A 21,525-nucleotide genomic window follows, 5' to 3' on the forward strand; every position below is an offset into this window, starting at 1 on the left:
CCCAAAGGCCCGGGTGAAACGATCGGGCCGGGGCTCACAGCTCGGTCTTGGGGCTGCTGTTACTGGGGTCCAGGAACAGCTTCCAGAGGGCGGTGATGAGGACCGCCCACTCCGACGCCTGGTTGTCGCCCCTCTGCTGCGCTATCCCCAGGAGGTCACTGTTCGTTGATTCGAACTCCGGATTGTTGACGGGGGCGTCGTTGCTGTCGGGACCGGGGGTCGTCGGCCCTTCGGCGGGCTGGTCGGCCAGTTCCTCGGCGGTGGGCGTCTCCTCCGTGACCTGCAGATCGGCGGCGCCCGCCGTGGGGTTGGGGCAGGTGATGGCCCCTCCACTCTCCCGGCACACGGGGGCGGGCACGGGCATGGTCACGTCCGATGCGTTGGGGCCCTCCAGGTACTGGTAGAGGTGGAAATCCGTGTAGTGGTTGGGGGTGTAGAAAATGAAGCCGTTGACGTTGTCCCGGACGATCCGCTCGTCACCGCGATTCGTGCCCCGGGTCGGCCGGATGTCGATGTCGTACTCAAGGAGCTGCGGCTCCTGCGTCCCGGGGGTGTTCCGGATGAACTCGGTCAGATCTCCGGAGGCCGCGTCGAGGAAGAAACCTCCGCGCATGATGAAGCCGACCCTGTTCGTTGCCGAGTTCGTGGGGTCGTTGGGGTCGGTCATGTCGATGCGGTCGGTCCGCCTGCCGAAGGGGAAGCCCCGGCTCATCCAGTAGGCGATCGCGGTATCCAGTTTCTCCGTCGGGAACTGGAAGGACTTGCCGTCGTCGACGGCGGCGCTCGCCCGCTGCCCCTGGGACGAGACAAACCACGTTCCGCCGCCCAGCAGTGTCGCCACGGCGAGGAAGAGCGCCAGGAACTTCCCGCTGAGCCATCGGGAACGGCGCTTGTGCGCACGTACGCCGGACGCCCGTCCAGCGCCGAGGGGTGGGGTCATTTCCATTGCCTGCTCCCTGGATCGTGATCCTTTTGACCGTGGGAATTGCCTCCGACTGGACCCTGGAGAGGTAGGGGACGTGTACAGGCCTTGTTGCACCAGCCTCTCGGACCACAGCAACCCCACAGGCCACATACTCGGAGGAGGCGCACTTCCGGCACCAGAGTCATTTGTCCCAACTGCCGAGTAAACCTTGATACTTCAAGATCAGCCCCGTGGGTCCACGGCAGGCCAGGGCGCCGGGAAACAGCGCCATTCATCGGCCCGTCTTGGGTCAGCGGGCGCCCAGCAGGCCGGCGAGCAGTTGGAGTCGCTCGGCGTCGGGGCTGTGTTCGGCGGCGGTGCAGATGATGAGGACGGGGCCGGGAGCGCCCGGCAGCGGGTAGGCGTCCCAGTCCAGGTTGAGTTCGCCGACCAGGGGGTGGTTGACGCGCATCCGGCCGCGGGTCGGTTCCTCCACGTCGTGGCGGGCCCACAGGGCAGCGAACTCGTCGCTGCCGACCGCGAGTTCACCCACCAGTTCGACGGCGCGCGGGTGACCCGGATCGGCGGCGACCTGCGTCCGCAGCATCCCGATCAGTTCTGCGACCGTGGCCGCCCGCTCCGGACAGGCCTGGTCGGCCTCGGGGTGCAGGAGCAGCGACAGCAGGTTGCGCTGCTCCTGGGACTGCTGGGTGAACTCGCCCAGCAGGGCACCGGCCAGCGGGCTCCAGGCCAGCACGTCCAGGAAACGGCCGACCACCAGGGCGGGCGAGGTCATGGTGCGCAGCAGTCGCAGCGTGGTGTCGGGCACCTCCTCCGGCTCGTACGGACGCGGGCGGCGGTCCGGGGTACGCGCGGCGGCGGCGAGGCCGTGCAGGTGCCGGGACTCCTCGGCGGAGAAGTTGAGGGCCCGCGCGAGGGCGTCGAGAACCTGCTCGGAGGGCCGTACGTCGCGTCCCTGCTCCATGCGCTGGTAGTAGTCCGAACTCACCCCGGCCAGCAGGGCCAACTCCTCCCGCCGCAGCCCGGCGACGCGCCGCCTCGGGCCCGGCTCCAGGCCGACGTCCTGCGGACGCAGTCGGGTTCGGCGGGTTCGCAGGAACTCGGCGAGTTCGCGGCGGGGATCGTCGCTCATGGCGAGGGGGGTGTCGGTCACGGCGCCAGTATGCCGCCGACGCGACTCGTGAGGGTGGGTCTGCCAGTCCCAGGAAAAGGCGAACGACCGCATCGCAACAGGACGGCCCTGACCCGTCACGATGGATCGCGGTCCTGCGGACGGGCTCCGGTCAGCGGCGAGTGGTGCGCGGGCCGACACCTCGGCCTCGCCGCCGGACGGTCGCCCTGGAACAGCGTGGTCCAGGGGCCGCGTGGTCTGTGGGTCGCTGTGCTCAAGTGCCGCACGCAGGTTGCCGTGTTCGGCGCGCAACCGGGCCAGGCCTTCCTCCTGGTCGGGTCCGTACCAGTCGTCCGCGATTCCCTCCGCGGTGGCATCGGAGACATCCGCGTCGTCAGCGGATCGGCTGGCGTCCGTGTGGACGACCTCGGCCGGGGGCACAGGTCGTAGCTCCAGTCGACAAGTGCGCGCGGGGTGCGTTGCCGGGGACACCCGGCCCGCCCGGCCGGGCATCGCTTCAGGGGGTGCCGGTGTCGCCGAGTTCGTCGCTGAGTTCCGCGAACAGCCGGAAGAGTTCACGCCGGGGCGAGACGTGCAACTCGTCCGCCTGCCACACGGCGAAGGCGACCAGGGGATGGGCTCGGAGAGCATCGAGGTCGGCGGCTGCCGGATCACGAAGCCGGAATCGAAGCCGGACGAAGCAGTGCGTCAGCCGACTGACGTTCTCCCGGCCCCCGACGCCACGAAGAATCGCGCCCGCGTCCTGCTTGCCGCTAGGCGCCGGCATGGGTCCCCGTACGCGGCCACCGGCTCGTCCGTACGCTGCCCGAACTCCTCGAAGAGCAGCTCGCGGCCCTGGGCGAGGCCACCCGCCCGCTGCCGCCGGGGGACCGCCCCCGCGTCTGGGTGATGGCTGCGATGATCTCCACCGGCGACGCGGCCCGCACTTTTGCCCGCCTCGCCCGCGCCCACGGTGTAGCAGACCGTCGGAGCGATGCTCGAGGTACCGGCCGCCGCGCTCCGGGCCTCCTCGATCCTCGCCGAGGTGGACTTCGTCTCCATCGGTACCAACGACCTGGCCCAGTACACGATGGCGGCCGACCGCGTCAGCGGCGAACCAGCGGATCTGCTGGACCCCTGGCAGCCCGCAGTGCCGGACCTCGTCGTGGCGACCGCCTGCGCCGGGGCCGCCGCGCGCAAGCCGGTCGAGGTGTGCGGGGAATGGCTCTCCGTCACCACACCGTCGTCCGGTGCCGGGCGATCGCCGAGGCGGCCCTGTCCGCACCGACCGCCGCACAGGCCCACCGGGCCGCCCTGACCCTCGCCGACGCGGAGGTGGCGGCGCTGCTCGGACTCGGCGCCACCGGCCGTGGTACGTCAGAGGCAGGCCGGCGAGGGCTTCGGCATCCGTGACGGCCGTCGGCGGTCCGTCCGACGTTTGCTCCGTCGTGGCATGTTCCCTAGGCTCCCCGGAAGATCATGCGCCGGGGAGGCAGAGCAGTGGAACCGCAGGACGGCGGGCCGAAGGGCGAGATGGACGAGCGGACCGGGGAGACGTTCCCGGACTGGTTCATCGAGAGCTTCGCGGACTACTGGCAGAGCATGGGGTCCTCGCGCATCGAAGGGCGTATCGCCGCGTATCTGATGGTCAGTGACGCGGCCGAGGGCGTGTCGGCGGAGGAGCTGGCCGAGGTGGCCGGAGCCAGCCGCGGTTCGGTGTCGACGTACACCCGCAGTCTCATCGCGGCGGGATTCGTCCGCCGGGTGCGGCGCCCCGACGACCGTGCCCACTACTACGTCATGGACGAGGACGTCTGGGGCGGCTTCCTGGACAAGGAACAGGGTTATCTCCGCAGTCAGCGCGACCTCGCCGCGCGAGCACTGGCCGGGACCGCCCCCGGCGGTCCCGCCCACCAGCGCATCCGCAACATGCGGGACTATCTGGGCTGGCTGCTGGAGGTACAGCAACTGCCCGCCGCCTGGCGCAGGTACAAGGCGGAGCGGGACGGCCAGGAGAAGGAGAGTTAGGCGCCCCGCGTGTGGTGCCTGCCCACGGGCAGGACCAGTGGGGCGCCCGACACCGGATCCTCGATGACCTCGGCGCGCAGGCCGAACACGTCCGCCACGGTCCGCGGGGTCACCACCTCGGTCGCGGCGCCCGTCGCGTACAGGGCGCCGTCCTTCACGGCGACGAGGTGATCGGCGTACCGGGCGGCGAGGTTGAGGTCGTGCAGGACCATGACGACGGTCGTGCCCCGGTCCCGGTTGAGGTCGGTGAGCAGGTCGAGGACCTCCACCTGGTGGGTGACGTCGAGGTAGGTGGTCGGCTCGTCGAGCAGCAGGACGTCGGTCTCCTGGGCGAGGGCGGTCGCGATCCACACCCGTTGGCGCTGTCCGCCGGAGAGCTCGTCGACGGGACGGTCGGCGAGGTCCAGCACACCCGTCGCCGTCAGGGCGCGCGCCACCGCCTCGTCGTCGGCCGGTGTCCAGCGGCCCAGCAGTCCGTGGTGCGGGGTGCGGCCACGCGCCACCAGGTCGGCCACCGCGATGCCCTCGGGCGCCGTGGGGGACTGGGGGAGCAGACCCAGCGCACGGGCCACCTGGCGGGTGGGCGTGCGATGGATGTCCTTGCCGTCGAGCAGCACCGACCCGCGCTCGGGGGCCAGCAGCCGGGCCATCCCGCGCAGCAGCGTGGACTTGCCGCAGGCGTTCGCGCCGACGATCACGGTCACCGCGCCCGGCGGGATCCGCAGGTCGAGGCCGTCGACGACGATCCGTCCGGCGTAGCCGAAGCGGGCGGCCTCGACGGTGAGGGTACGGGTGGCGCTCACAGGACTCCTTCGGCACGACGAGCGAGACGTGTACGGCCCGGCCGGGCCAGCAGCCACAGCAGGCAGGGCGCGCCCAGGGCTCCGGTGACGACACCGACGGGGAAGCGGGTGTCGAAGGCGAACTGGCCGACGAGGTCGGCGGCCAGGACGAGGACCGCGCCGGTGAGTGCGGCCGGCAGCAGCGGTGAGCCGTTGCCGCCGGTCAGCCGTTGGGCGACGGGCCCGGAGAGGAAGGCGACGAACGCGATGGGGCCGGTCGCCGCGGTGGCGAGCGCGGTCAGCCCGACCGCGCCGAGCACGAGGGCCAGCCGTACGGTCTCCACCCGGGTGCCGAGCGCGCGGGCGCTGTCGTCACCGAGCTGAAGCGCCGTCAGCGGGCGCTCCAGCGCCAGCAGTACGGCCGTCAGCGGCACCACTCCTGCGGCCAGCGGGCCCACCCCGTCCCAGAACGCCGAGCCGAGGCTCCCGGTCAGCCAGCGCATCGCCTCCTGCACGTCCCAGGCCGGCGCCCGCAGCAGCAGATACGAGGTCACGCTGTTGAGGAGCGCGCCCATCCCGATGCCCACGAGCACGAGCCGCGCGCCGAGCACCCCTTGACGGTAGGTGAGCAGGTAGATGACGAGGGCGACCAGGACTCCCGCCGGTACGGCGACCACGAAAACCGCCGTGCCGCCGAGCCCCAGCACGATGATCGCGAAAACGGCCGCGGCACTCGCCCCCGACGTGATGCCGATGACGTCGGGACTGGCCAGCATGTTCCGCAGCAGTGTCTGGAAGGTCGCCCCGGCCAGCCCGAACGCGAACCCGGCCAGCGCCCCGGTGAGCGCCCGCGGCAGCCGCAGCCGCCCCACCGTGAAGGAGGCGCCGGGCACGGTCTCGCCGAGGACGACGCGCAGGGCGTCGTAGGGGGAGTAGACGGTGTGACCGACGCACAGGCTGGTGAGGAACAGTGCGGCGAGCACCGCGGCCAGGCACACGACGACCGTTCGTCTACGGCGGACCCGGCGCCGTCGGCCGCGACGGATCACCTCGACGGAGGCGGCCTTGATGGTCTCGCTCACAGCTCCCGTACCTTCTGCCGTCGGGCGACGGCGATGAACACCGGCGCCCCGATGACCGCCGTCACGATGCCGACCTCCATGTCCTGGGGCCGGGCCACCAGACGGCCCGTCACATCGGCGAGGGTCACCAGGGCCGCACCGGTGAGGGCGGACAGGGGCAGGACCCAGCGGTTGTCGGGGCCGGTCAGCAGCCGGACCATGTGCGGGACGACCAGCCCGACGAAGCCGATGGGGCCCGCCGCCGCGGTCGCCGCCCCGCACAGCAGGACCGCCCCGAGGGCCGCCAACAGGCGGGTACGGGCGACGTGTTGACCCAGGCCGGTGGCCAGGTCGTCGCCGAGGGCGAGCGCGTTGAGGCCGCGCGCGGAAGCGAGGCTGAGGACGAAACCGACGCCCAGCAGCGGCAGCACCTGGAGGATGCCGTCCGCCGACGCGCCGCCCACCCCGCCGATCTGCCAGAACCGGAAGGTGTCCACCACGTCGAGACGTGGCAGCAGCACCGCGCTGACCAGTGAGGACAGCGCGGCCGTGACCATCGTCCCGACCAGCGCCAGCTTGACCGGCGTCGCACCGCCCCGCCCACGCGAGCCGATGACGTACACGAGCACGGCTGCCGCCCCCGCCCCGCCGACCGCCAGCCACACGTACTGCTCCGGTGCGCTGATGCCGAGGTACGCGATGCCGCAGACGACCGCCAGCGCGGCACCGGCGTTGACGCCGAGGATCCCCGGGTCGGCCAGCGGATTGCGGGTCAGGCTCTGCATCACCGCGCCGGCCGTGCCCAGCGCCGCCCCGACCAGCAGCGCGAGCCCCGTACGGGGGACACGCTGCCGGACGGCGGCCCGGGCGAGGGAGCCGTCGTCGCCGTGCACGAGGGCGGACAGCGCGTCGCCGGGGGAGACCGTCCGGGCGCCGAACATGACGGACAGCACGGCGGCCACGGCGACCAGCAGCACACAGGCCGGCAGCCACAGCGACGGGCGTTCTCTCACTTGAGGTTGGCCGCCGCGTAGGCGAGCAGACCGGCGTACTCGTCGGTGGTGGCCGGGATGGTGAGCGCGGTGGGCGGGGAGAGTGCGGCGGCCAGCTCGGAGTTGTCCTCCAGGATGACGACGGCGCCCTTGGCGATCGCCGGGATCTTGCCGAGCAGCGGGTCCTTCTGGAGCCTGCCCAGGAGCTTGTCGTCGCCGTAGGTGACGAAGATGTCGACGTCGTCGAAGACGTCGGCCTTCTCCGCGCTGAGGGTGGCGTAGAACTCGTCGGTCTTCGCGGACAGTTCCGTCAGGCTGTCCGGGTACTTCATGCCGAGGTCGACGGAGAACTGGTTCCGGGCGTCGTGGGTGGTGTAATAGCCGACGCTGCTGAAGTCCTTGGGGTCGACATAGCCGACCAGCGCGGTACGGCCCGCGATCGTGGGGTGGCTCGCGGCCGCCTCGTCGATCGACTTCTCCAGGCTCGCGACGAGCGCGTCGCCCTCCGAGGCGAGGCCCAGCGCCTCGGCGTCGAGCCGGACGGTGTCCCGCCAGGTCGTGCCGTACGCGGTGTCGGGGTAGGAGACGGTCGGGGCGATCTCGCTGAGGGTGGTGTAGTCGGCCTTGGAGAGGCCGGAGTGGGCGGCGAGGATCACGTCCGGGCGGGTGTCGGCTATCGCCTCGAAGTCCAGGCCGTCGGACTCGTCGAACAACACCGGGGTGTCGGCCTTCAGCTCCGTGAGCTTCTTCGTGGTCCACGACAGGACGCCGTCGCCGTCCTGGTCGCCGTACGTCTGCTTCGGTATGCCGACGGGGACGACGCCCAGAGCGAGCGCGGCGTCGTGGTTGCTCCACACGATCGTGGCGACGCGCGCCGGCTTCTTCTCGATCACCGTCGTACCGAAGGCGTGCTCGATGCTCACGGGGAAGGCGGCGGCGGACGCCGAGGAGGAGGACTCCGACGAACCGGCGGAGTCGGAGTCGGAGTCCGCACAGCCCGTCAGTACGAGCAGGGCGGAGGCTGTGCAGGCAGCCAGGGTTCTTCTGAGGGAGGGGACTCTCATGACGCCATCCAGGAGGTACGAGTGGCCGCTGAGCGGCGGGGGCGAGGTGAGGGTAGCCTTACCAACCCCGAACTTTCAATTTTTTTGAAATGTCTCCGATGCCATTGACGCGCCGGGATGTCGGATCTACGTTTGCCGGAACGTTCCGGCATGCCGGAGACGCGCAAGGCATAGAGCCGCAGGCAAGAGACATACGCAGGAGAAGCGGTGCCACCCATGGGTCTTCCCTCCGCCGACTGGCTCGTCGAGCCGATCGCCCAGGTCGACGAGGCCGACGTGCTCGCGCTGCTCGCCGAGCGGTTCGGGGTGCGGGGCACGCTCCAGCCGCTGGGCAGCCAGCAGGACCAGAACTACCGGGTGCGCACCGCCACCGGTGAACACGTCCTGAAGATCGCCAACCCGGCCACCGCCCCCGCCGCGCTGCGCGCACAGTGCGTGGCCATCGACGAACTGGCTACGGCGCTCCCGGAGTTGAGGCTCCCGCGGGCCCGGCCCGGGGTGGACGGTGACCAGCTCCAGTCGCTCAGCGCCGACGGCTCCGAACTCGCCTGTCTGCTCCTGGACTTCGTCCCCGGCGAGCCGATCATGGACAGCCGCTACCTCGCCCCGTCGGTCGTCGCCCGGCTGGGTGGCATCGCCGGACAGGTCGCCGCCGCCCTGGCCGGTCTCGACGCCGCCGAACCGGACCGGGTCCGGCTGTGGGACCTGCGCAACGCGCTCCCGGTGGTCGAGACCCTCGCCCCGCACCTGCCCGACCAACTCCGCGCCCAGCGGGTGCTCCGAGCCGCACGCGCCGCGCACGCCCTGGTCGAGCCGTACGCCGACCGACTGCCGACCCAGGTCGTCCACGGCGACATCACCGACAACAACGTGGTCTGCGAGACCGCCCCCGACGGCCGCCCCCTGCCCGTCGGCGTGATCGACTTCGGTGACCTGGGCCTCGGCTGGACAGTCGCGGAACTGGCCGTCGCCTGCACCTCTGTCCTGCACCACCACGGGGCGGGCCCGGCGTCCGTACTGCCCGCCGTACGCGCTTTTCACATGGAACGCCCGCTCGGCGACGACGAGATCGCCGTGCTCTGGCCGCTGATCGTGCTGCGCGCGGCAGTCCTGGTGGTCAGCGGCCAGTACGACGTGAGGCTCGACCCGGACAACGGCTACGCCTCGGCCGCGCTGGACCGCGAGTGGACGATGTTCGAGGTCGCGACCGACGTCCCGGCGCAGGTGATGACGGCACAACTCCGGGACGCGCTGGGCCTGTCGGCGACCTCCGCACCGCTCACCGGCGACCGCCTGCTGCCCGCCCTCCCCGACGCCGTACCCGCCCTCGACCTCTCGGTGCTCGCCGACGAGCTGCACACCGGCCGCTGGCAGGACGCCGACGTCGAACACGCCCTCGCCTCCGCGATGTTGACGGACCATCAGGCCGTACGGACCCGGCACGGCGAGTACCGGCTGACCCGCACGACCGTCGACACCGGGACCCTGCCCGGGACCTGCGCACTCGGCGTGGAGCTGTACGTCACCGGCCCGCTGGAGGTCTGCGCGCCCTGGGAGGGCACGCTCACCCGGGACGCCGACCGGGTGGTGACACTCCGTCAGGATATCGGCCCGGACCTGATCCTGGACGGCCTCGACACCGGCCCCCTGCCCTCCGGTCCCGTCAAGCCCGGCCAGTTGCTCGGCACGATCGCCGCCGACGACGGCGGCCACCGGTTGCACGTCCAACTCTCCCGGCTTCCCGGCCTGCGCCCGCCCCGCTTCGCCACCCCCGACCTCGCCGCCGGTTGGCTCGATGTCTGCCCGGACCCCACCGCACTCCTGTTCACCGCCGCTCCCGAACCATCAAGCGAAGAACCGGAGTTGCTGGAGCGCCGCAACAACTCCCTCGCCACCGTCCAGGAGCACTACTACGAGGCACCGCCCCGCATCGAGCGCGGCTGGCGCCAGTACCTGGTCGACACTGAGGCCCGCGGCTACCTCGACATGCTCAACAACGTGACCGTCCTCGGCCACGGCCACCCCGCCCTGAGCGACGCCGTCCACCGCCAGTGGCAACGGCTCAACACCAACTCCCGCTTCCACTACGCCTCGGTGGTCGAACTCTCCGAACGGCTCACCGAACTGCTCCCCGCCGAACTCGACACCGTGTTCCTGGTGAACAGCGGCTCCGAGGCGGTCGACCTCGCGCTCAGGCTCGCCTGGGCGACCACCGGACGGCAGGACGTCGTCGCCGTGGAGGAGGCCTACCATGGCTGGACCTTCGCGAGCGACGCCGTCTCGACGTCCGTCGCCGACAACCCGGGCGCCCTTTCCTCACGCCCCGATTGGGTGCACACGGTCGCGGCGCCCAACACCTACCGGGGCCGCTACCGGGGCGAGGAGGCCTGGCGCTACGGCCCCGAGGCCGCCGCCCGGATCACCGAACTCGCCGCCGAGGGCCGCGCACCCGCTGCCTTCGTGTGCGAGCCGTACTACGGCAACGCCGGTGGGATGGCCCTCCCCGACGGCTACCTGAAGCAGGTCTACGAAGCCACCCGCGCCGTCGGCGGCCTCTGCATCGCCGACGAGGTGCAGGTCGGCTACGGCCGGCTCGGCACCCACTTCTGGGGCTTCGAGCAGCAGGGCGCCGTACCGGACGTTGTGACCGTGGCCAAGGCCATGGGCAACGGACACCCGCTCGGTGCGGTGATCACCCGACGCGAGATCGCTGACGCCTACCGCACCCAGGGCTACTTCTTCTCCTCCTCCGGCGGCAGCCCCGTCAGCTCGGTCGTCGGCCTGACCGTCCTCGACGTCCTTCGCGACGAGGACCTCCAGGCCAACGCCCGTGACGTGGGCGGCTACTTGAAGGAACGGCTCGTCGAACTCGCCGACCGGCACCCGCTGATCGGCGCCGTGCACGGCTCGGGCCTCTACCTGGGCGTGGAGTTCGTGCGCGACCGTACGACCCTGGAACCCGCGACCGAGGAGACGGCCGCGATCTGCGAGCGGCTGCGTGAACTCGGCGTGATCATGCAGCCGACCTCCGACCGGCAGTGCGTGCTGAAGATCAAGCCGCCGCTGTGCCTGACCCGGGACAGCGCGGACGTGTTCGCCGCCGCCCTCGACGACGTCCTCACCCACGGTTGGTGACCCGCCATGCCGACCAGGATTCCTGACCTGCCACCCGGACCCGACGCGCCCACCATCGCCGACGTGGCCCGGGAGGCGGCGGTCTCCAAGACCACCGCGTCGGACGCGCTTCGAGGACACGGCCGAGTGTCGGGACCCACCCGCAGGGCGGTCCTGGAGGCGGCCGAGCGGCTCGGCTACGCGCCCAACCGCACCGCCCGCAGCCTGCGCACCTCGGTGACCGAGACCATCGCGCTGCACATCCCCGAGTTCCTGACCAGCGCCGAGTACTACATGTCGTTCGTCTTCGGCGTCGCCGAACAGGCGGCCCGCGCCGGACTCAACGTCACCTTGCTGTCCTCCGGACACCTCCCGCACCGACGTGGTGCGATCCCGCAGGTCGACGGCCTGGTGCTGTGCGACCCGATGGCCGAGGACCCGTTCGTCGAGCAGCTGATGAGCAGCGGACTGCCGGTCGTCACGGCCGAGCGGTACGTCGGCGACCGTGAGCCCACCGGGGTCGTACGGTCCGACCACGACGCGTCGATGACCGAACTCCTCGACCATCTCTACGCGTCCGGCGCCCGCCGCCCGGCGTTCGTCGCGTCGGACACCACCGGCGACTGGGCCCTCACCCTCCAGCGGACCCACGCCCGCTGGTGCGCCGAGCGCGGCCTGCCCGAACTCGTCAGCAAGGAGCCGTTCGGCTCCCCGCCCGACGTGCTGCAAGCCGCCGTACGGCAACTGCTCGCGCGGACGCCGGACATCGACGCGATCGTGTGCGCCGCGGACGGCGCCGCCGCGGCCGTACTGCCCGAACTGCGCGCCGCCGGACGCACGGTGGGCCAGGACCTGCTCCTCGCCTCCTGCGTCGACAGCTCCGCCATGCGCACGGCGGAACCCCCGATCACCGCGGTCGACCTACGGCCGCGGACCATGGGCGCCGAGTGCGCCCGGCTGCTCTGCGAGATCCTCGCCGGCGAGACACCGCGGGGGACCGTGCGTCCCCTTCCCGTCGAGATGCACGTCCGGGCGTCCACGCGCCCGTAATAGCTCGATGAACAGGTGATTTCCGAACATCCAGTGGGTGTTTGGCAATTACCCCCTGCCCTGCTGTAATTGCAGCTTGGCAGCCTTTGTTTCGGTCAGATTTAGTTCCCCGCAATTCATTGACGCGGATAATCGCCGGGACTAACTTCACTGCACATGCCGGAACGATCCGGCAAACTCTCCGGAAAGGAGGAGCGGGAATGCGAAGATCAGCTGTCGTCATCGGGTGTTCCGTCGCTCTTTCGGCCGCCATGACATCCTGTTCCGCACCCGCCACGACCGATGCCGACGCCGCCGGCAAGGCGTCGAAGTCCGGTTACCTCGCGGAGTCCGACACTTCCCTGAAGGGCTCCGGGCCGCTCACCGTCCAGCTCGACTACGACTCCGTGGAGGCCGGCGGTCTCGACCCGCAGACCGCCGCCACCGCCCGCTCCTGGTCGATCGAGTCCCTCGTCTACGAGCCCCTGGTGACCGTCGACCCCAAGTTCGGCATCGAGCCCCTGCTGGCCAGCTCCTGGAGACAGCCCGACGCCACCACCTACGTCTTCACCCTCCGCAAGGGCGTGACCTTCTCCAACGGCCGCGCGCTCACCCCCGCCGACGTCGTCGGCAGCATCCAGCGGCTGCTGAAGTCCAAGGCCGCCTACGCCGCCCAGCTCGGCCCGGTGAAGTCCGTGAAGGCCACGGGCACGGACCAGGTGACCGTCGAACTCACCAAGGCCTACACCCCGTTCCTCGCCGCGCTCGCCAACACCCCCGCCGCGATCCTCCCCATGAAGGAGATCGACAACGGCTCGCTCGACCCGCAGAAGGAAATGCTGGGCACCGGCCCGTTCGTGGTGAGGAACCACAAGCAGGACCAGTACTGGAACTTCACCCGCAACTCGTCCTACCGCGACACGAAAAACGTCCGCATCAGCGATCTGAAGATCGAGATCGTGCCGCAGGAAGCCGCCCGGCTCGCCGCCCTGCGCAATGGCAGCGCGGCCTTCGTGAACTTCAACAACGTCGACTCCATGGACCAGTTGACCGGCACGAAGAACGCAAAGGTCGTCAGCCAGACCAACAGCGACTTCTATTACCTGATCCAGAACTCGAAGAACCCCGACTCACCACTCGCCGACGAGAAGATCAGATTCGCCCTCGACAGCGCCCTGAACCGCGAGGAGATCGCCTCCGTCGCCCTCGGCGGCCAGGCCCAGCCCACCGGCGTCACCCCGAGCGTCCTGCCCGGCGCCTGCGACCCCGCGAAGCTCCCCGCCGAGACCGGCGACACCGCTCCCCTGAAGAACATCGGCACCCTGCGCCTCGCCGTCTACACGTCCGAGCCCGCCGTCGGTCAGATCGCCCAGGTCATCCAGCAGCAGCTCGCCGAGGCCGGTGTCTCCGTCAGGATCCAGAAGTACGACGACACCACCTACGGCGCCAAGGTGTTCGGCGCGAAGCCCGACTTCGACCTCGCCATCGGCTGGTTCGCCGGATACGTCGACGCCTCCATGGTGTCCCGCTGGTGGAACCCCGTCATCGCCGGCTTCTCCGGCACCTTCCTCAACGACGACAAGACCCTCGACGCTCTCATCGACAAGGCCGCGAGCCAGCCCGACGGCAGCGCCCGCACCAAGACCCTCGCCGACCTGTGCGCCCGCGTCGACACCGCCGCCCAGATGCTGCCCCTGGTGACCCGCCCCTCCGTCATCGGCTACCGCACCGACCAGGTCAGCCCCACCCTGCGCGCCGCCGAGGGCTACGGCAACTTCCTGCGCGACCTCACCTCCTACACGCTCCCGGGCGCGAAGTAGCCGGCCATGGACCACATCCGCTGGCTCCTCGGCCGTACCGCCACCGCCGCCCTCACCCTCTTCGGCGCCTCGGTGCTGATCTTCGCGGCGGTCCGCGCCATGCCCGGCAGCTACACCGACCTCGTCCTCGGGCCGCTCGCGAGCCGCGCAGAGAAGGCGGAGGCCGCGGCCCGCTTCGGACTCGACCGGCCGGTCGTCGAGCAGTACGGGTACTGGCTGCGCAACGCCGTCCAGGGCGACTTCGGTACCTCGCTCGCCGCCCGCACCCCGGTCGCCGCCGAGTTCGGCGACCGCCTGCCGGTCACCGTCACCCTCACCGTCCTCGCCCTCCTGCTCACCGTCGCCGTCGGCGTCCCGCTCGGCGTGTACACCGGCACCCGGGACGGCGGCGGACGCGGGGGAGCGCCGGGCCGGCTGGTCAGCGCCTTCGGCATGAGCCTGCCGGAGTTCGTCCTCGGCAGCCTCGTGGTGTTCCTGTTCACCCGCTACAGCCTGGGCCTGACCGTCGGGACGTACGTCCCCTGGTCCCAGGATCCGCTCGGCTCCGTCGGCTCCCTGACCCTGCCCGCCTGCGTCCTCGCCGTGTTCTGCGTCGCCGCGACCGCCCGCACCACCCGTGACGCGGTGCTCGGCGTCCTGGTCGAACCCCACATCGCGGCGGCGGTCGCCCGTGGCGAACCGAAGGGATTCATCGTGCGCCACCACGTCCTGCGCAACGCCGCGGTCCCCGTCCTCACCCTGGTGGCCACCCTCAGCGCCTACCTCCTCGGCGGCACGGTCATCGTGGAGCGCCTCTTCAACGTTCCCGGCCTCGGCTCGTACCTCGTCGACGGCCTCGACCGCCGCGACTACGCGGTGATCCAGGCGGGCGTGCTCCTGGCGGCGACCGTGTTCATCACCACCAACCTGCTGGTGGACCTGGTCAGCGGGCTGATCGACCCGAGGATCGGCACGGCCGGAAAGGGGGCGACGGGATGAGGAGGAAGGAACTCCGGCCCCGGCCGACCCGGAACCCGGAGGCCGGCCCGGCCGCGCGGACCGCCGGGACGGCGACTCCGGGCGCCGAGCCGGCCGCACCGAACGCCGACCCGACGGCCCCGGACCCCGAGTCGGCCGCACCGAAGTCCGGCGTGACCGCTGCGGGTGGATCCCTCCCTCGCCGTATCCGCCGCGCGGCAGCCATGCGCGGCTACGACGGCCTCTTCCGCGCCGCCGTACGGGTGCTCGTCGCCCTCGTCCTCGTCACCCTGATCGGACAACTCGCCGGCCTCGGCGGACGCCCCGACGCCATCGTCGGCCCGCGTCTGTCACCCCCGGCCGCGAGTTGGCCCCTCGGCACCGACAACCTCGGCCGCTCCCTGCTGCCCCGACTGCTCCAGGGCGTCGGCACCACCCTGCTGCTGTCCGCCCTCGCCGTCACCTGCACGGCCGTCATCAGCACGGCTCTCGGCGTTCTCGCCGGCTACCGGGGCGGCCGTACCGCCGAGGTGATCCTGCGGATCGGGGACGTGCTGTACGCCTTCCCCGCCATCGTCCTCGCCGTCCTGGTCGCCGCGGTCCTCGGCCCTGGCCGTACGGCGGCCCTCGCCGCGATCGTCCTGGTGACCGTCCCGCTGATGACCCGCATGGTCGGCATCGCCGCCCGCGCGGTCGCCCGCCGCGAGTTCGTCACCGCCGCCCGGATCAGCGGCGTCCGCGCTCCGACGATCATGCTCCGGCACATCCTGCCCAACGTCGCCGGCACCGTCGCCGTCCAGGGCACCTACGCCCTGTCCGTCGGCATCCTCGTCGAGGGCGGCCTCAGCTTCCTCGGCTACGGCGTCCAACTCCCGGACGCCTCCCTGGGGTTGCTCATCCAGGAGGGCGGCCTCTACATGGTCGGCGCCCCCTGGCTGATCGTCGCCCCCGGAGTCGTCCTGATCGCCGCCATCATGGCCGTCAACCTCATCGGGGACAGCCTGCGCGACCGCTTCGAACCCCGAGAGACGAGGTCGCTGGTATGACGACACCGTTGCTGGAGATCGAGGACGTCGTCGCCGAGTACCGCACCGGCAAACGCGTCGTCCGTGCCCTCGACGGCGCCTCCCTGACCGTCGGCCGCGGCGAGACCGTCGGCATCGTCGGCGAGTCCGGCTCCGGCAAGTCCACCCTCGGACTGCTCGTCGGACGCCTGCTGCCGAAGGCCACCGAGTTCCCGCGCGGCCGGGTCCTGCTCGACGGCGAGTCGGTGCTCGACCTGCCCGCCGACCGCCTCGCCCAACTCCGCCGCGAACGCCTGGCCTTCGTCCCGCAGGACCCCGTCGGCGCCCTCGACCCGACCCTGCGCATCGGCCGCCAGCTGCGGCTGGCCCTGCGGGCCACCGAGGCAGACCCGGTCGCCCTCCTCGAAGGCGTCCGCATCAACGACCCCGAACGTGTCCTGCGCCTCTACCCGCACGAGATCTCCGGCGGCATGGCCCAACGCGTCGTCGTCGCCATGGCCATGGCCCGCAAACCGGACCTGCTGATCGCCGACGAACCGACCGCTGCCCTGGACACCCAGGTCCGCGAGGAAGTGCTGCGGCTGCTGTTCGGGCTCGCCGCCGAGAACGGCACCACCGTGCTGTGGCTCAGCCACGACCTCGGCGGAGTCGCCCGCCGGTGCGGGCGCATCGCGGTCATGTACGGCGGTCGCATCGTCGAGGACGGAGCCACCGCCCAGGTCCTCACCGCACCCCGGCACCCGTACACCGCAGCCCTGTCCGCCGCCGACCCCGCCCGCGCGAAGGACGGCACCAGGCTCCTCACCATCGGCGGCACCCCACCGGTCCTCACCGAGGACACCCCCGGCTGCGTCTTCTGCCCGCGCTGTCCGTCGGCCGCCGACGACTGCCGTACGACCCGCCCGGCACCCCGCACGGTCGAGGACCGGACGCTGCTGTGCCACCACCCGGCCGCGGCACCGCTGGAGAAGGAGGGGGCCCGATGAGCGAACCGGTCCTCGAACTGGACTCCGTGTCCGTCGTGTTCAAGAGGCTCACCGCGGTGAAGGACGTCAGCTTCCGTATCGCCGCCGGCGAGACCCTCGGCCTGGTCGGCGAGTCCGGCTCCGGCAAGACCACCACCGGCTCCGTCGCCCTCGGCCTTCGGCGGCCCACCTCCGGCACGGTCCGCTTCCCGTACGGCGGACGCCGTACCCGCGCCGGAGAGGTCCAGGCCGTCCTCCAGAACCCCCACTGGTCCCTCAACCCCCGCCTGACGGTGGCCGATTCGGTCGCCGAGCCCCTCGCCGCCGCCCAGGGCGGCCGACTGCGCACCCACCACCCGGCGGTCCTGCGCATCCTCGACCAGGTCGGCCTGCCCGCCTCCTTCGCCGAACGGCTCCCGCACGAACTCTCGGGCGGTCAGCGCCAACGCGTCGCCATCGCCCGCGCGTTGATCACCCACCCCAAGTTCATCGTCCTCGACGAGGCCGTCAGCGCCCTCGACGTCTCCGTACAGGCGCAGATCCTCAACCTGGTCCACGACCTCCAGACCGAGCACGGCTTCGGCGCCCTGTTCATCTCCCACGACCTCGCCGCCGTGCGCTACCTCGCCCACCGCGTCGCGGTGATGCGCGCCGGGGAGATCGTCGAACTCGCCGACGCCCACCGCTTCTACGCCACCCCGCAGCACCCCTACTCACGACAGCTCCTGGAGACGCTATGACGCTCACCGAGCACACGGCACCGGCCGCCCGGGTCATCCCGCCACCGTCCTTCGGCCCGGCCAAGAGCAACGACGACTTCGACCTCGTCCCGCAGCCCAGCCCCGGCCGCGGCACCGTCGAGTTCGACTTCCCGGGCGTCGAGGTCGGCACCGCCCAGTACACGGAGGGCCCCACCGGCACCACCGTCGTCCATGTCCCGGCCGGCGCCCGCATGTTCATCGACGAACGCGGCGGCGCCATCGGCCTCTCCTACGGCGACAAGCAGTACGCCCACGCCATCTGCCTGTCCGGCGGCTCGCTCTACGGGCTCGGCGCCTGCGCCGGGGTCGCCGACGAGCTGCGGGCCCGCGTGGACCACGAGGTCGGCTGGGACGCCCTCAAATGCGTGTCGGGCGCGATCATCTACGACTTCGCGGCCCGCGGGAATGCCGTGGTCCCCGACGCGGTCCTCGGCCGGGCCGCCCTGCGTATGGCCTCGGCGGACCGGGTCCCCGTCGGCCGGGCCGGGGCCGGGATCAGCGCCTCCGTCGGCAAGATCGACTGGTCCCGCTGCGAGTTCTCGGGCCAGGGCGCCGCCTTCCGGCAGATCGGCGACATCAGGATCCTCGCCGTGACCGTGGTCAACGCCGTCGGCGTGATCGTCGACCGCGACGGCACCGTGATCCGCGGCAACTACGACCCCGCCACCGGCACCCGCCGCCTGCCCCACCTCGACTATGAGGCCGCCTTCGCCGGCGACGGCCCCAGCACCGCGCACGGCAACACCACCATCTCCGCGCTGATCACCAACGTACGGCTCGACGACCGGGCCCTGGAACAGTTCGGCAGACAGGTGCACGGCTCCATGCACCGGGGCATCCAGCCCTTCCACACCAACCTCGACGGCGACACCCTCTTCACCCTCACCACCGACGAGGTCGACCTGCCGACGACCCCCTCCCGGGTCGGCGCCCACGCCATCAACTCCGTGGGCCTGGGCGCCATCGCGGCCGAGGTGATGTGGGACGCGATCCTGAGCAGCGCCCGGTGATCGCCCGCCACCTCACCGACACCGCCGACCCGGCGGAACGCGGCCACACCGTCGGCACCGCCGACCGGGCCCGCATACGCAGGAGCATCACCGAGTACCGGCGGCTCTTCGAGGCCGTACAGGTCGATCCGGCCGTCCTCCCGTCGTACGGTGAACAGGCCACCGAGGAGATACGGCGCTGGGCGCCCGCCCTGCACTCCGAACTCGTCGCCCTGGCCCGGGGCGCGGGCGTGGACCTGTGGCAGCTCGGGATGCTCAACTCCCGCACCGAGATCCTCGCGACCGTCGGCGCCACCGCCGACGGCGAGTGCACCACCGCCGTGTACGTCGGCGGCCCCGGCGCCCCGCACACCATCCAGACCTGGGACTGGCACGAGGAGTTCACCGACACCAAGAACCTGGTCCGGCACCGGACCGGCCGGACCGGTGAGGTGCGGACCTTCACCGAGGCCGGCATCCTCGGCAAGATCGGCCTCAACTCGGCAGGTCTCGGGCTGCACTTCAACATCCTCAGCCACACCGCCGACGGGGCGCGCATCGGCGTCCCGGTGCACATCGTGGCCCGCAGGATCCTCGACGAGGCCGCCACCCTCGCCGAGGCCGTCGACATCGCCCGGTCGGCGGACGTCTCGGCGTCCACCGTGCTGACGGTCGTCGCCCACGACGGACGGCACGGCGACGCCGTGTGCGTCGAACTCAGCCCGGCCGGAACCGCCGTACTCCTCCCGGACAGCGACGGTTACCTCCTGCACACCAACCACTTCCTCGATCCCCGCCTCGCCGCCGGGGAGCTGGCCGCGCCCGCCGCCGGGACCTACGCCCGGCTCGAACACCTCGCCGCCCGGCGGAAGTTGCTCGCCTCGCCCGACCCGGCCCGCTGGACCGAGCTGCTGCACGCGCACGAGAGCGACGGCGCCCCCGTGTGCTGCCACCCGCAGCCGGGACTGCCGTTCCACCAGCGGTGGCGCACGCTCCTCACGGTCCGGCTGGACCTGGCGGAGGGGCGGCTGAGCTGCCACGACGGCGGTCCCTGCACGGCGGGGGAGGAGTCGGCGTGGGAGCACTTCTGACGGCCGTGTACCAGTACCCCGTGAAGGGGCTGCCGGGCCAGTCGCTGCCCCACGCCGAGCTGACGGCAGGTCAGGGACTCCCGCTGGACCGTGTCTTCGGACTCTCCGAGGGCGCGGCGGGAGCCGAGGCCAACGCGAACGGCTGGATCTCCAGCGAGGTCCTGCTGCGGCTGCGCAAGCATGCCGAACTCGGCTCCTACGGGCTGACGTCGGAGCCGGACGCCGTGCGGCTCACCGCCCCCGCCGGCCGTGAGCTGCGGATCGCCCTGGACGGCGGCGACCTGAGGGAGACCGACGAGCGGATCCGTGACCTGCTCGGGCCGGTCCGCCTGGAGCGCCCCGGCGCCGGGCTGTGGGACTGGCCCGACGCACCCTTGTCCGTCATCAACCTCGACACGGTGGAGGCACTTTCACAGGCGGCCGGAGTCCCGGTCGACCCCCTCCGCTTCCGGGCCAACCTCCACCTCTCCGGCCTCGGCGCCTGGCGCGAGCTGGAGTTGCCCGGACAACGGGTCCAACTGGGGGCGGCGGAGCTGGAGTTCACCTTCCCCACCGAGCGCTGCCGTGCCACCACAGTCCGCCCCGGAACGGGGGTACGCGACCTGAACGTCCCGGCGCTGCTGGCCTCCCGCTTCGGGCACCTGTACTGCGGGGTGTACGCCCGGGTCGTGCGCGGGGGCCGGATCGCGGTCGGGGACCGGCTTGTGCACCGGGGGAGCGCACCCGCGATGCCTCGGTACGCCGCCCGGCTGGCCGAACCCGGCCGCCCCCGGCGGGCCGAACTGATCGGGCGGACCGAGGAGAGCCCCACCGTCACCACCTTCGCCTTCCGCGACCCCGCCGGTGCCAGGTGCCGCCCCGGCCAGCACCTCCGCCTCCATCTCACCGACGACGAAGGCCCGTTGTGGCGGTGCTACACCCTCACGGGGGCGGCCGAGACCGAACTGCGCATCAGCGTCAAGCGGATCGCGGACGGCCGCATGTCACCCTGGCTGCACGCCCTGCAGCTCGGCTCCCGCGTGCTCCTGTCCGGCCCCTACGGCGACGAGCCGACTTCTCCCGCCCCCGCCCGCCCGCTCCTGCTCGCGGTGGCGGGCATCGGCATCACCCCCGTGCTCCCCGTCCTGCGCACCCTGCTGGACACCGCCCCCGAGTGCCCGGTCACCGTGCTGAACGTCGTCCGCACCGGCGCCGAGACCCCGCTGTGGGAACCGGTGCTCGAACTCCTCGCGAAACTCCCGAACGCCACGGCACGGCTGCACGTCACCGACCCCGGGGCCGAGCTGCCGTACGGCGCGCGACCCGGCCGTCCGACCACCGCGGACCTGCGTGAACTGGCGGCGGACGGGACGGTGGAGGCGTACCTCTGCGGGCCGCCCGGCTTCGTCGGCATGGTGCGTACGGCACTGCTGTCCGCAGGCGTCCCCGGCGACGCCGTCACCGACGAGCGCTTCCTGTCGCCGCGCCCGGTGGCCCTCGACGAACGGCCACCGCCCGAGCCCGGCCCGTTCACCGTGGACTACACGGCGAGCGGCACGCGCGCCACCTGGACCGCGGACAGCGGCACGCTCCTCGACACGGCCGAGGCCGCGGGCCTCAAGTTGCCTTCGGCCTGCCGCGCGGGAGCCTGCGGAAGCTGCCGCCAGCGGATCACCGGCGAGGTCGCGCACCTCAGCGAACCGGCTGTACGACTGGACACCGATCAGGCGCTGCTGTGCTGTGCCGTGCCGGTCGGAGACGTGGAGGTGCATGCGTGAGCGCGAGCGGGTGGGGATCAGCAGAGGCAGATTTCATTGAGGCTTCTTCGCGTA

General features: G+C 71.7%; 19 protein-coding genes. 12 read left to right on the top strand and 7 right to left on the bottom strand.

The genetic code is table 11. The annotated features are described in order from the left end of the window. Window positions 1–34 precede the first annotated feature (34 nt). From ACWDR4_RS04810 to ACWDR4_RS04820, 3 genes are all read right to left on the bottom strand, one after another. Window positions 35–940 (bottom strand): hypothetical protein, encoded by a 906-nt coding sequence (locus tag ACWDR4_RS04810; RefSeq protein WP_450403881.1) that lies wholly within the window; start codon window positions 938–940, stop codon window positions 35–37. 274 nt (window positions 941–1,214) lie between these two features. After that, window positions 1,215–2,078 (bottom strand): helix-turn-helix transcriptional regulator, encoded by an 864-nt coding sequence (locus ACWDR4_RS04815; protein ID WP_450403883.1) that lies wholly within the window; start codon window positions 2,076–2,078, stop codon window positions 1,215–1,217. 475 nt (window positions 2,079–2,553) lie between these two features. Further along, entirely contained in the window at window positions 2,554–2,823 is a 270-nt protein-coding gene (locus ACWDR4_RS04820; protein WP_450403884.1) for a PTS transporter subunit EIIB, read from the bottom strand. A 207-nt stretch (window positions 2,824–3,030) separates the two neighbouring features. Between ACWDR4_RS04820 and ACWDR4_RS04825 the strand changes: the two genes are divergently transcribed. Continuing rightward, window positions 3,031–3,354 carry a putative PEP-binding protein gene (locus tag ACWDR4_RS04825; RefSeq protein WP_450403886.1) on the top strand — a complete coding sequence of 108 codons (324 nt, stop codon included), beginning with the start codon at window positions 3,031–3,033 and terminating at the stop codon, window positions 3,352–3,354. A 182-nt stretch (window positions 3,355–3,536) separates the two neighbouring features. Next, complete coding sequence (locus ACWDR4_RS04830) at window positions 3,537–4,064, top strand: GbsR/MarR family transcriptional regulator (RefSeq protein WP_450403889.1); 528 nt, start codon at window positions 3,537–3,539, stop codon at window positions 4,062–4,064. Here the strand turns inward: ACWDR4_RS04830 and ACWDR4_RS04835 are convergent. The 4 genes from ACWDR4_RS04835 to ACWDR4_RS04850 all read right to left on the bottom strand — a co-directional run bounded on the left by ACWDR4_RS04835 (window position 4,061) and on the right by ACWDR4_RS04850 (window position 7,963). Further along, window positions 4,061–4,867, bottom strand: coding sequence for an ABC transporter ATP-binding protein (locus tag ACWDR4_RS04835; RefSeq protein ID WP_450403891.1), 807 nt, complete (start codon window positions 4,865–4,867; stop codon window positions 4,061–4,063). The genes ACWDR4_RS04830 and ACWDR4_RS04835 overlap by 4 nt on opposite strands. After that, a complete protein-coding gene (locus ACWDR4_RS04840; RefSeq protein ID WP_450403893.1) occupies window positions 4,864–5,928 on the bottom strand; it encodes a FecCD family ABC transporter permease in 1,065 nt (354 codons plus the stop codon). Before ACWDR4_RS04840 ends, ACWDR4_RS04835 begins: the two co-directional genes overlap by 4 nt. Then, window positions 5,925–6,848 (bottom strand): FecCD family ABC transporter permease, encoded by a 924-nt coding sequence (locus tag ACWDR4_RS04845; RefSeq protein WP_450404061.1) that lies wholly within the window; start codon window positions 6,846–6,848, stop codon window positions 5,925–5,927. The genes ACWDR4_RS04840 and ACWDR4_RS04845 overlap by 4 nt, the downstream gene beginning before the upstream one ends. A 68-nt stretch (window positions 6,849–6,916) precedes the next feature. Further along, window positions 6,917–7,963 (bottom strand): iron-siderophore ABC transporter substrate-binding protein, encoded by a 1,047-nt coding sequence (locus tag ACWDR4_RS04850; RefSeq protein WP_450403896.1) that lies wholly within the window; start codon window positions 7,961–7,963, stop codon window positions 6,917–6,919. Between the two features lie 216 nt (window positions 7,964–8,179). On the opposite strand from ACWDR4_RS04850, the gene ACWDR4_RS04855 reads away from it, so the two are divergent. From ACWDR4_RS04855 to ACWDR4_RS04900, 10 genes are all read left to right on the top strand, one after another. Further along, a complete protein-coding gene (locus ACWDR4_RS04855; protein ID WP_450403897.1) occupies window positions 8,180–11,098 on the top strand; it encodes an aminotransferase in 2,919 nt (972 codons plus the stop codon). 6 nt (window positions 11,099–11,104) lie between these two features. Beyond that, window positions 11,105–12,127: a LacI family DNA-binding transcriptional regulator gene (locus ACWDR4_RS04860; RefSeq protein ID WP_450403899.1), complete on the top strand. Its 1,023-nt coding sequence runs from the start codon at window positions 11,105–11,107 to the stop codon at window positions 12,125–12,127. Between the two features lie 200 nt (window positions 12,128–12,327). Then, window positions 12,328–13,926 (top strand): ABC transporter substrate-binding protein, encoded by a 1,599-nt coding sequence (locus ACWDR4_RS04865; RefSeq protein ID WP_450403901.1) that lies wholly within the window; start codon window positions 12,328–12,330, stop codon window positions 13,924–13,926. A gap of 6 nt (window positions 13,927–13,932) precedes the next feature. Then, window positions 13,933–14,904: an ABC transporter permease gene (locus tag ACWDR4_RS04870; RefSeq protein WP_450403902.1), complete on the top strand. Its 972-nt coding sequence runs from the start codon at window positions 13,933–13,935 to the stop codon at window positions 14,902–14,904. Then, on the top strand, window positions 14,901–15,929 hold the full coding sequence (locus tag ACWDR4_RS04875; RefSeq protein WP_450403904.1) for an ABC transporter permease: 1,029 nt from the start codon (window positions 14,901–14,903) through the stop codon (window positions 15,927–15,929). The genes ACWDR4_RS04870 and ACWDR4_RS04875 overlap by 4 nt, the downstream gene beginning before the upstream one ends. Then, complete coding sequence (locus ACWDR4_RS04880; RefSeq protein WP_450403906.1) at window positions 15,926–16,894, top strand: ABC transporter ATP-binding protein; 969 nt, start codon at window positions 15,926–15,928, stop codon at window positions 16,892–16,894. The genes ACWDR4_RS04875 and ACWDR4_RS04880 overlap by 4 nt, the downstream gene beginning before the upstream one ends. Beyond that, entirely contained in the window at window positions 16,891–17,613 is a 723-nt protein-coding gene (locus ACWDR4_RS04885; RefSeq protein WP_450403908.1) for an ABC transporter ATP-binding protein, read from the top strand. Before ACWDR4_RS04880 ends, ACWDR4_RS04885 begins: the two co-directional genes overlap by 4 nt. Next, window positions 17,610–18,644: a P1 family peptidase gene (locus ACWDR4_RS04890; protein WP_450403910.1), complete on the top strand. Its 1,035-nt coding sequence runs from the start codon at window positions 17,610–17,612 to the stop codon at window positions 18,642–18,644. Before ACWDR4_RS04885 ends, ACWDR4_RS04890 begins: the two co-directional genes overlap by 4 nt. Then, window positions 18,614–19,714, top strand: coding sequence for a C45 family autoproteolytic acyltransferase/hydolase (locus tag ACWDR4_RS04895; protein WP_450403913.1), 1,101 nt, complete (start codon window positions 18,614–18,616; stop codon window positions 19,712–19,714). The genes ACWDR4_RS04890 and ACWDR4_RS04895 overlap by 31 nt, the downstream gene beginning before the upstream one ends. After that, complete coding sequence (locus ACWDR4_RS04900) at window positions 19,699–21,471, top strand: MOSC domain-containing protein (protein ID WP_450403916.1); 1,773 nt, start codon at window positions 19,699–19,701, stop codon at window positions 21,469–21,471. The genes ACWDR4_RS04895 and ACWDR4_RS04900 overlap by 16 nt, the downstream gene beginning before the upstream one ends. Window positions 21,472–21,525 lie beyond the last annotated feature (54 nt).

This window comes from Streptomyces sp. NPDC000878 (assembly GCF_053599695.1).

Bases quoted from the DNA above. Each gene is read 5' to 3' on its own strand.
- ACWDR4_RS04855 (WP_450403897.1), top strand. From the start codon at position 8,180: ATGGGTCTTCCCTCCGCCGACTGGCTCGTCGAGCCGATCGCCCAGGTC.
- ACWDR4_RS04890 (WP_450403910.1), top strand. From the start codon at position 17,610: ATGACGCTCACCGAGCACACGGCACCGGCCGCCCGGGTCATCCCGCCA.
- ACWDR4_RS04880 (WP_450403906.1), top strand. From the start codon at position 15,926: ATGACGACACCGTTGCTGGAGATCGAGGACGTCGTCGCCGAGTACCGC.
- ACWDR4_RS04885 (WP_450403908.1), top strand. From the start codon at position 16,891: ATGAGCGAACCGGTCCTCGAACTGGACTCCGTGTCCGTCGTGTTCAAG.
- ACWDR4_RS04845 (WP_450404061.1), bottom strand. From the start codon at position 6,848: ATGTTCGGCGCCCGGACGGTCTCCCCCGGCGACGCGCTGTCCGCCCTC.
- ACWDR4_RS04810 (WP_450403881.1), bottom strand. From the start codon at position 940: ATGACCCCACCCCTCGGCGCTGGACGGGCGTCCGGCGTACGTGCGCAC.
- ACWDR4_RS04825 (WP_450403886.1), top strand. From the start codon at position 3,031: ATGCTCGAGGTACCGGCCGCCGCGCTCCGGGCCTCCTCGATCCTCGCC.
- ACWDR4_RS04860 (WP_450403899.1), top strand. From the start codon at position 11,105: ATGCCGACCAGGATTCCTGACCTGCCACCCGGACCCGACGCGCCCACC.
- ACWDR4_RS04870 (WP_450403902.1), top strand. From the start codon at position 13,933: ATGGACCACATCCGCTGGCTCCTCGGCCGTACCGCCACCGCCGCCCTC.
- ACWDR4_RS04875 (WP_450403904.1), top strand. From the start codon at position 14,901: ATGAGGAGGAAGGAACTCCGGCCCCGGCCGACCCGGAACCCGGAGGCC.
- ACWDR4_RS04820 (WP_450403884.1), bottom strand. From the start codon at position 2,823: ATGCCGGCGCCTAGCGGCAAGCAGGACGCGGGCGCGATTCTTCGTGGC.
- ACWDR4_RS04865 (WP_450403901.1), top strand. From the start codon at position 12,328: ATGCGAAGATCAGCTGTCGTCATCGGGTGTTCCGTCGCTCTTTCGGCC.
- ACWDR4_RS04850 (WP_450403896.1), bottom strand. From the start codon at position 7,963: ATGAGAGTCCCCTCCCTCAGAAGAACCCTGGCTGCCTGCACAGCCTCC.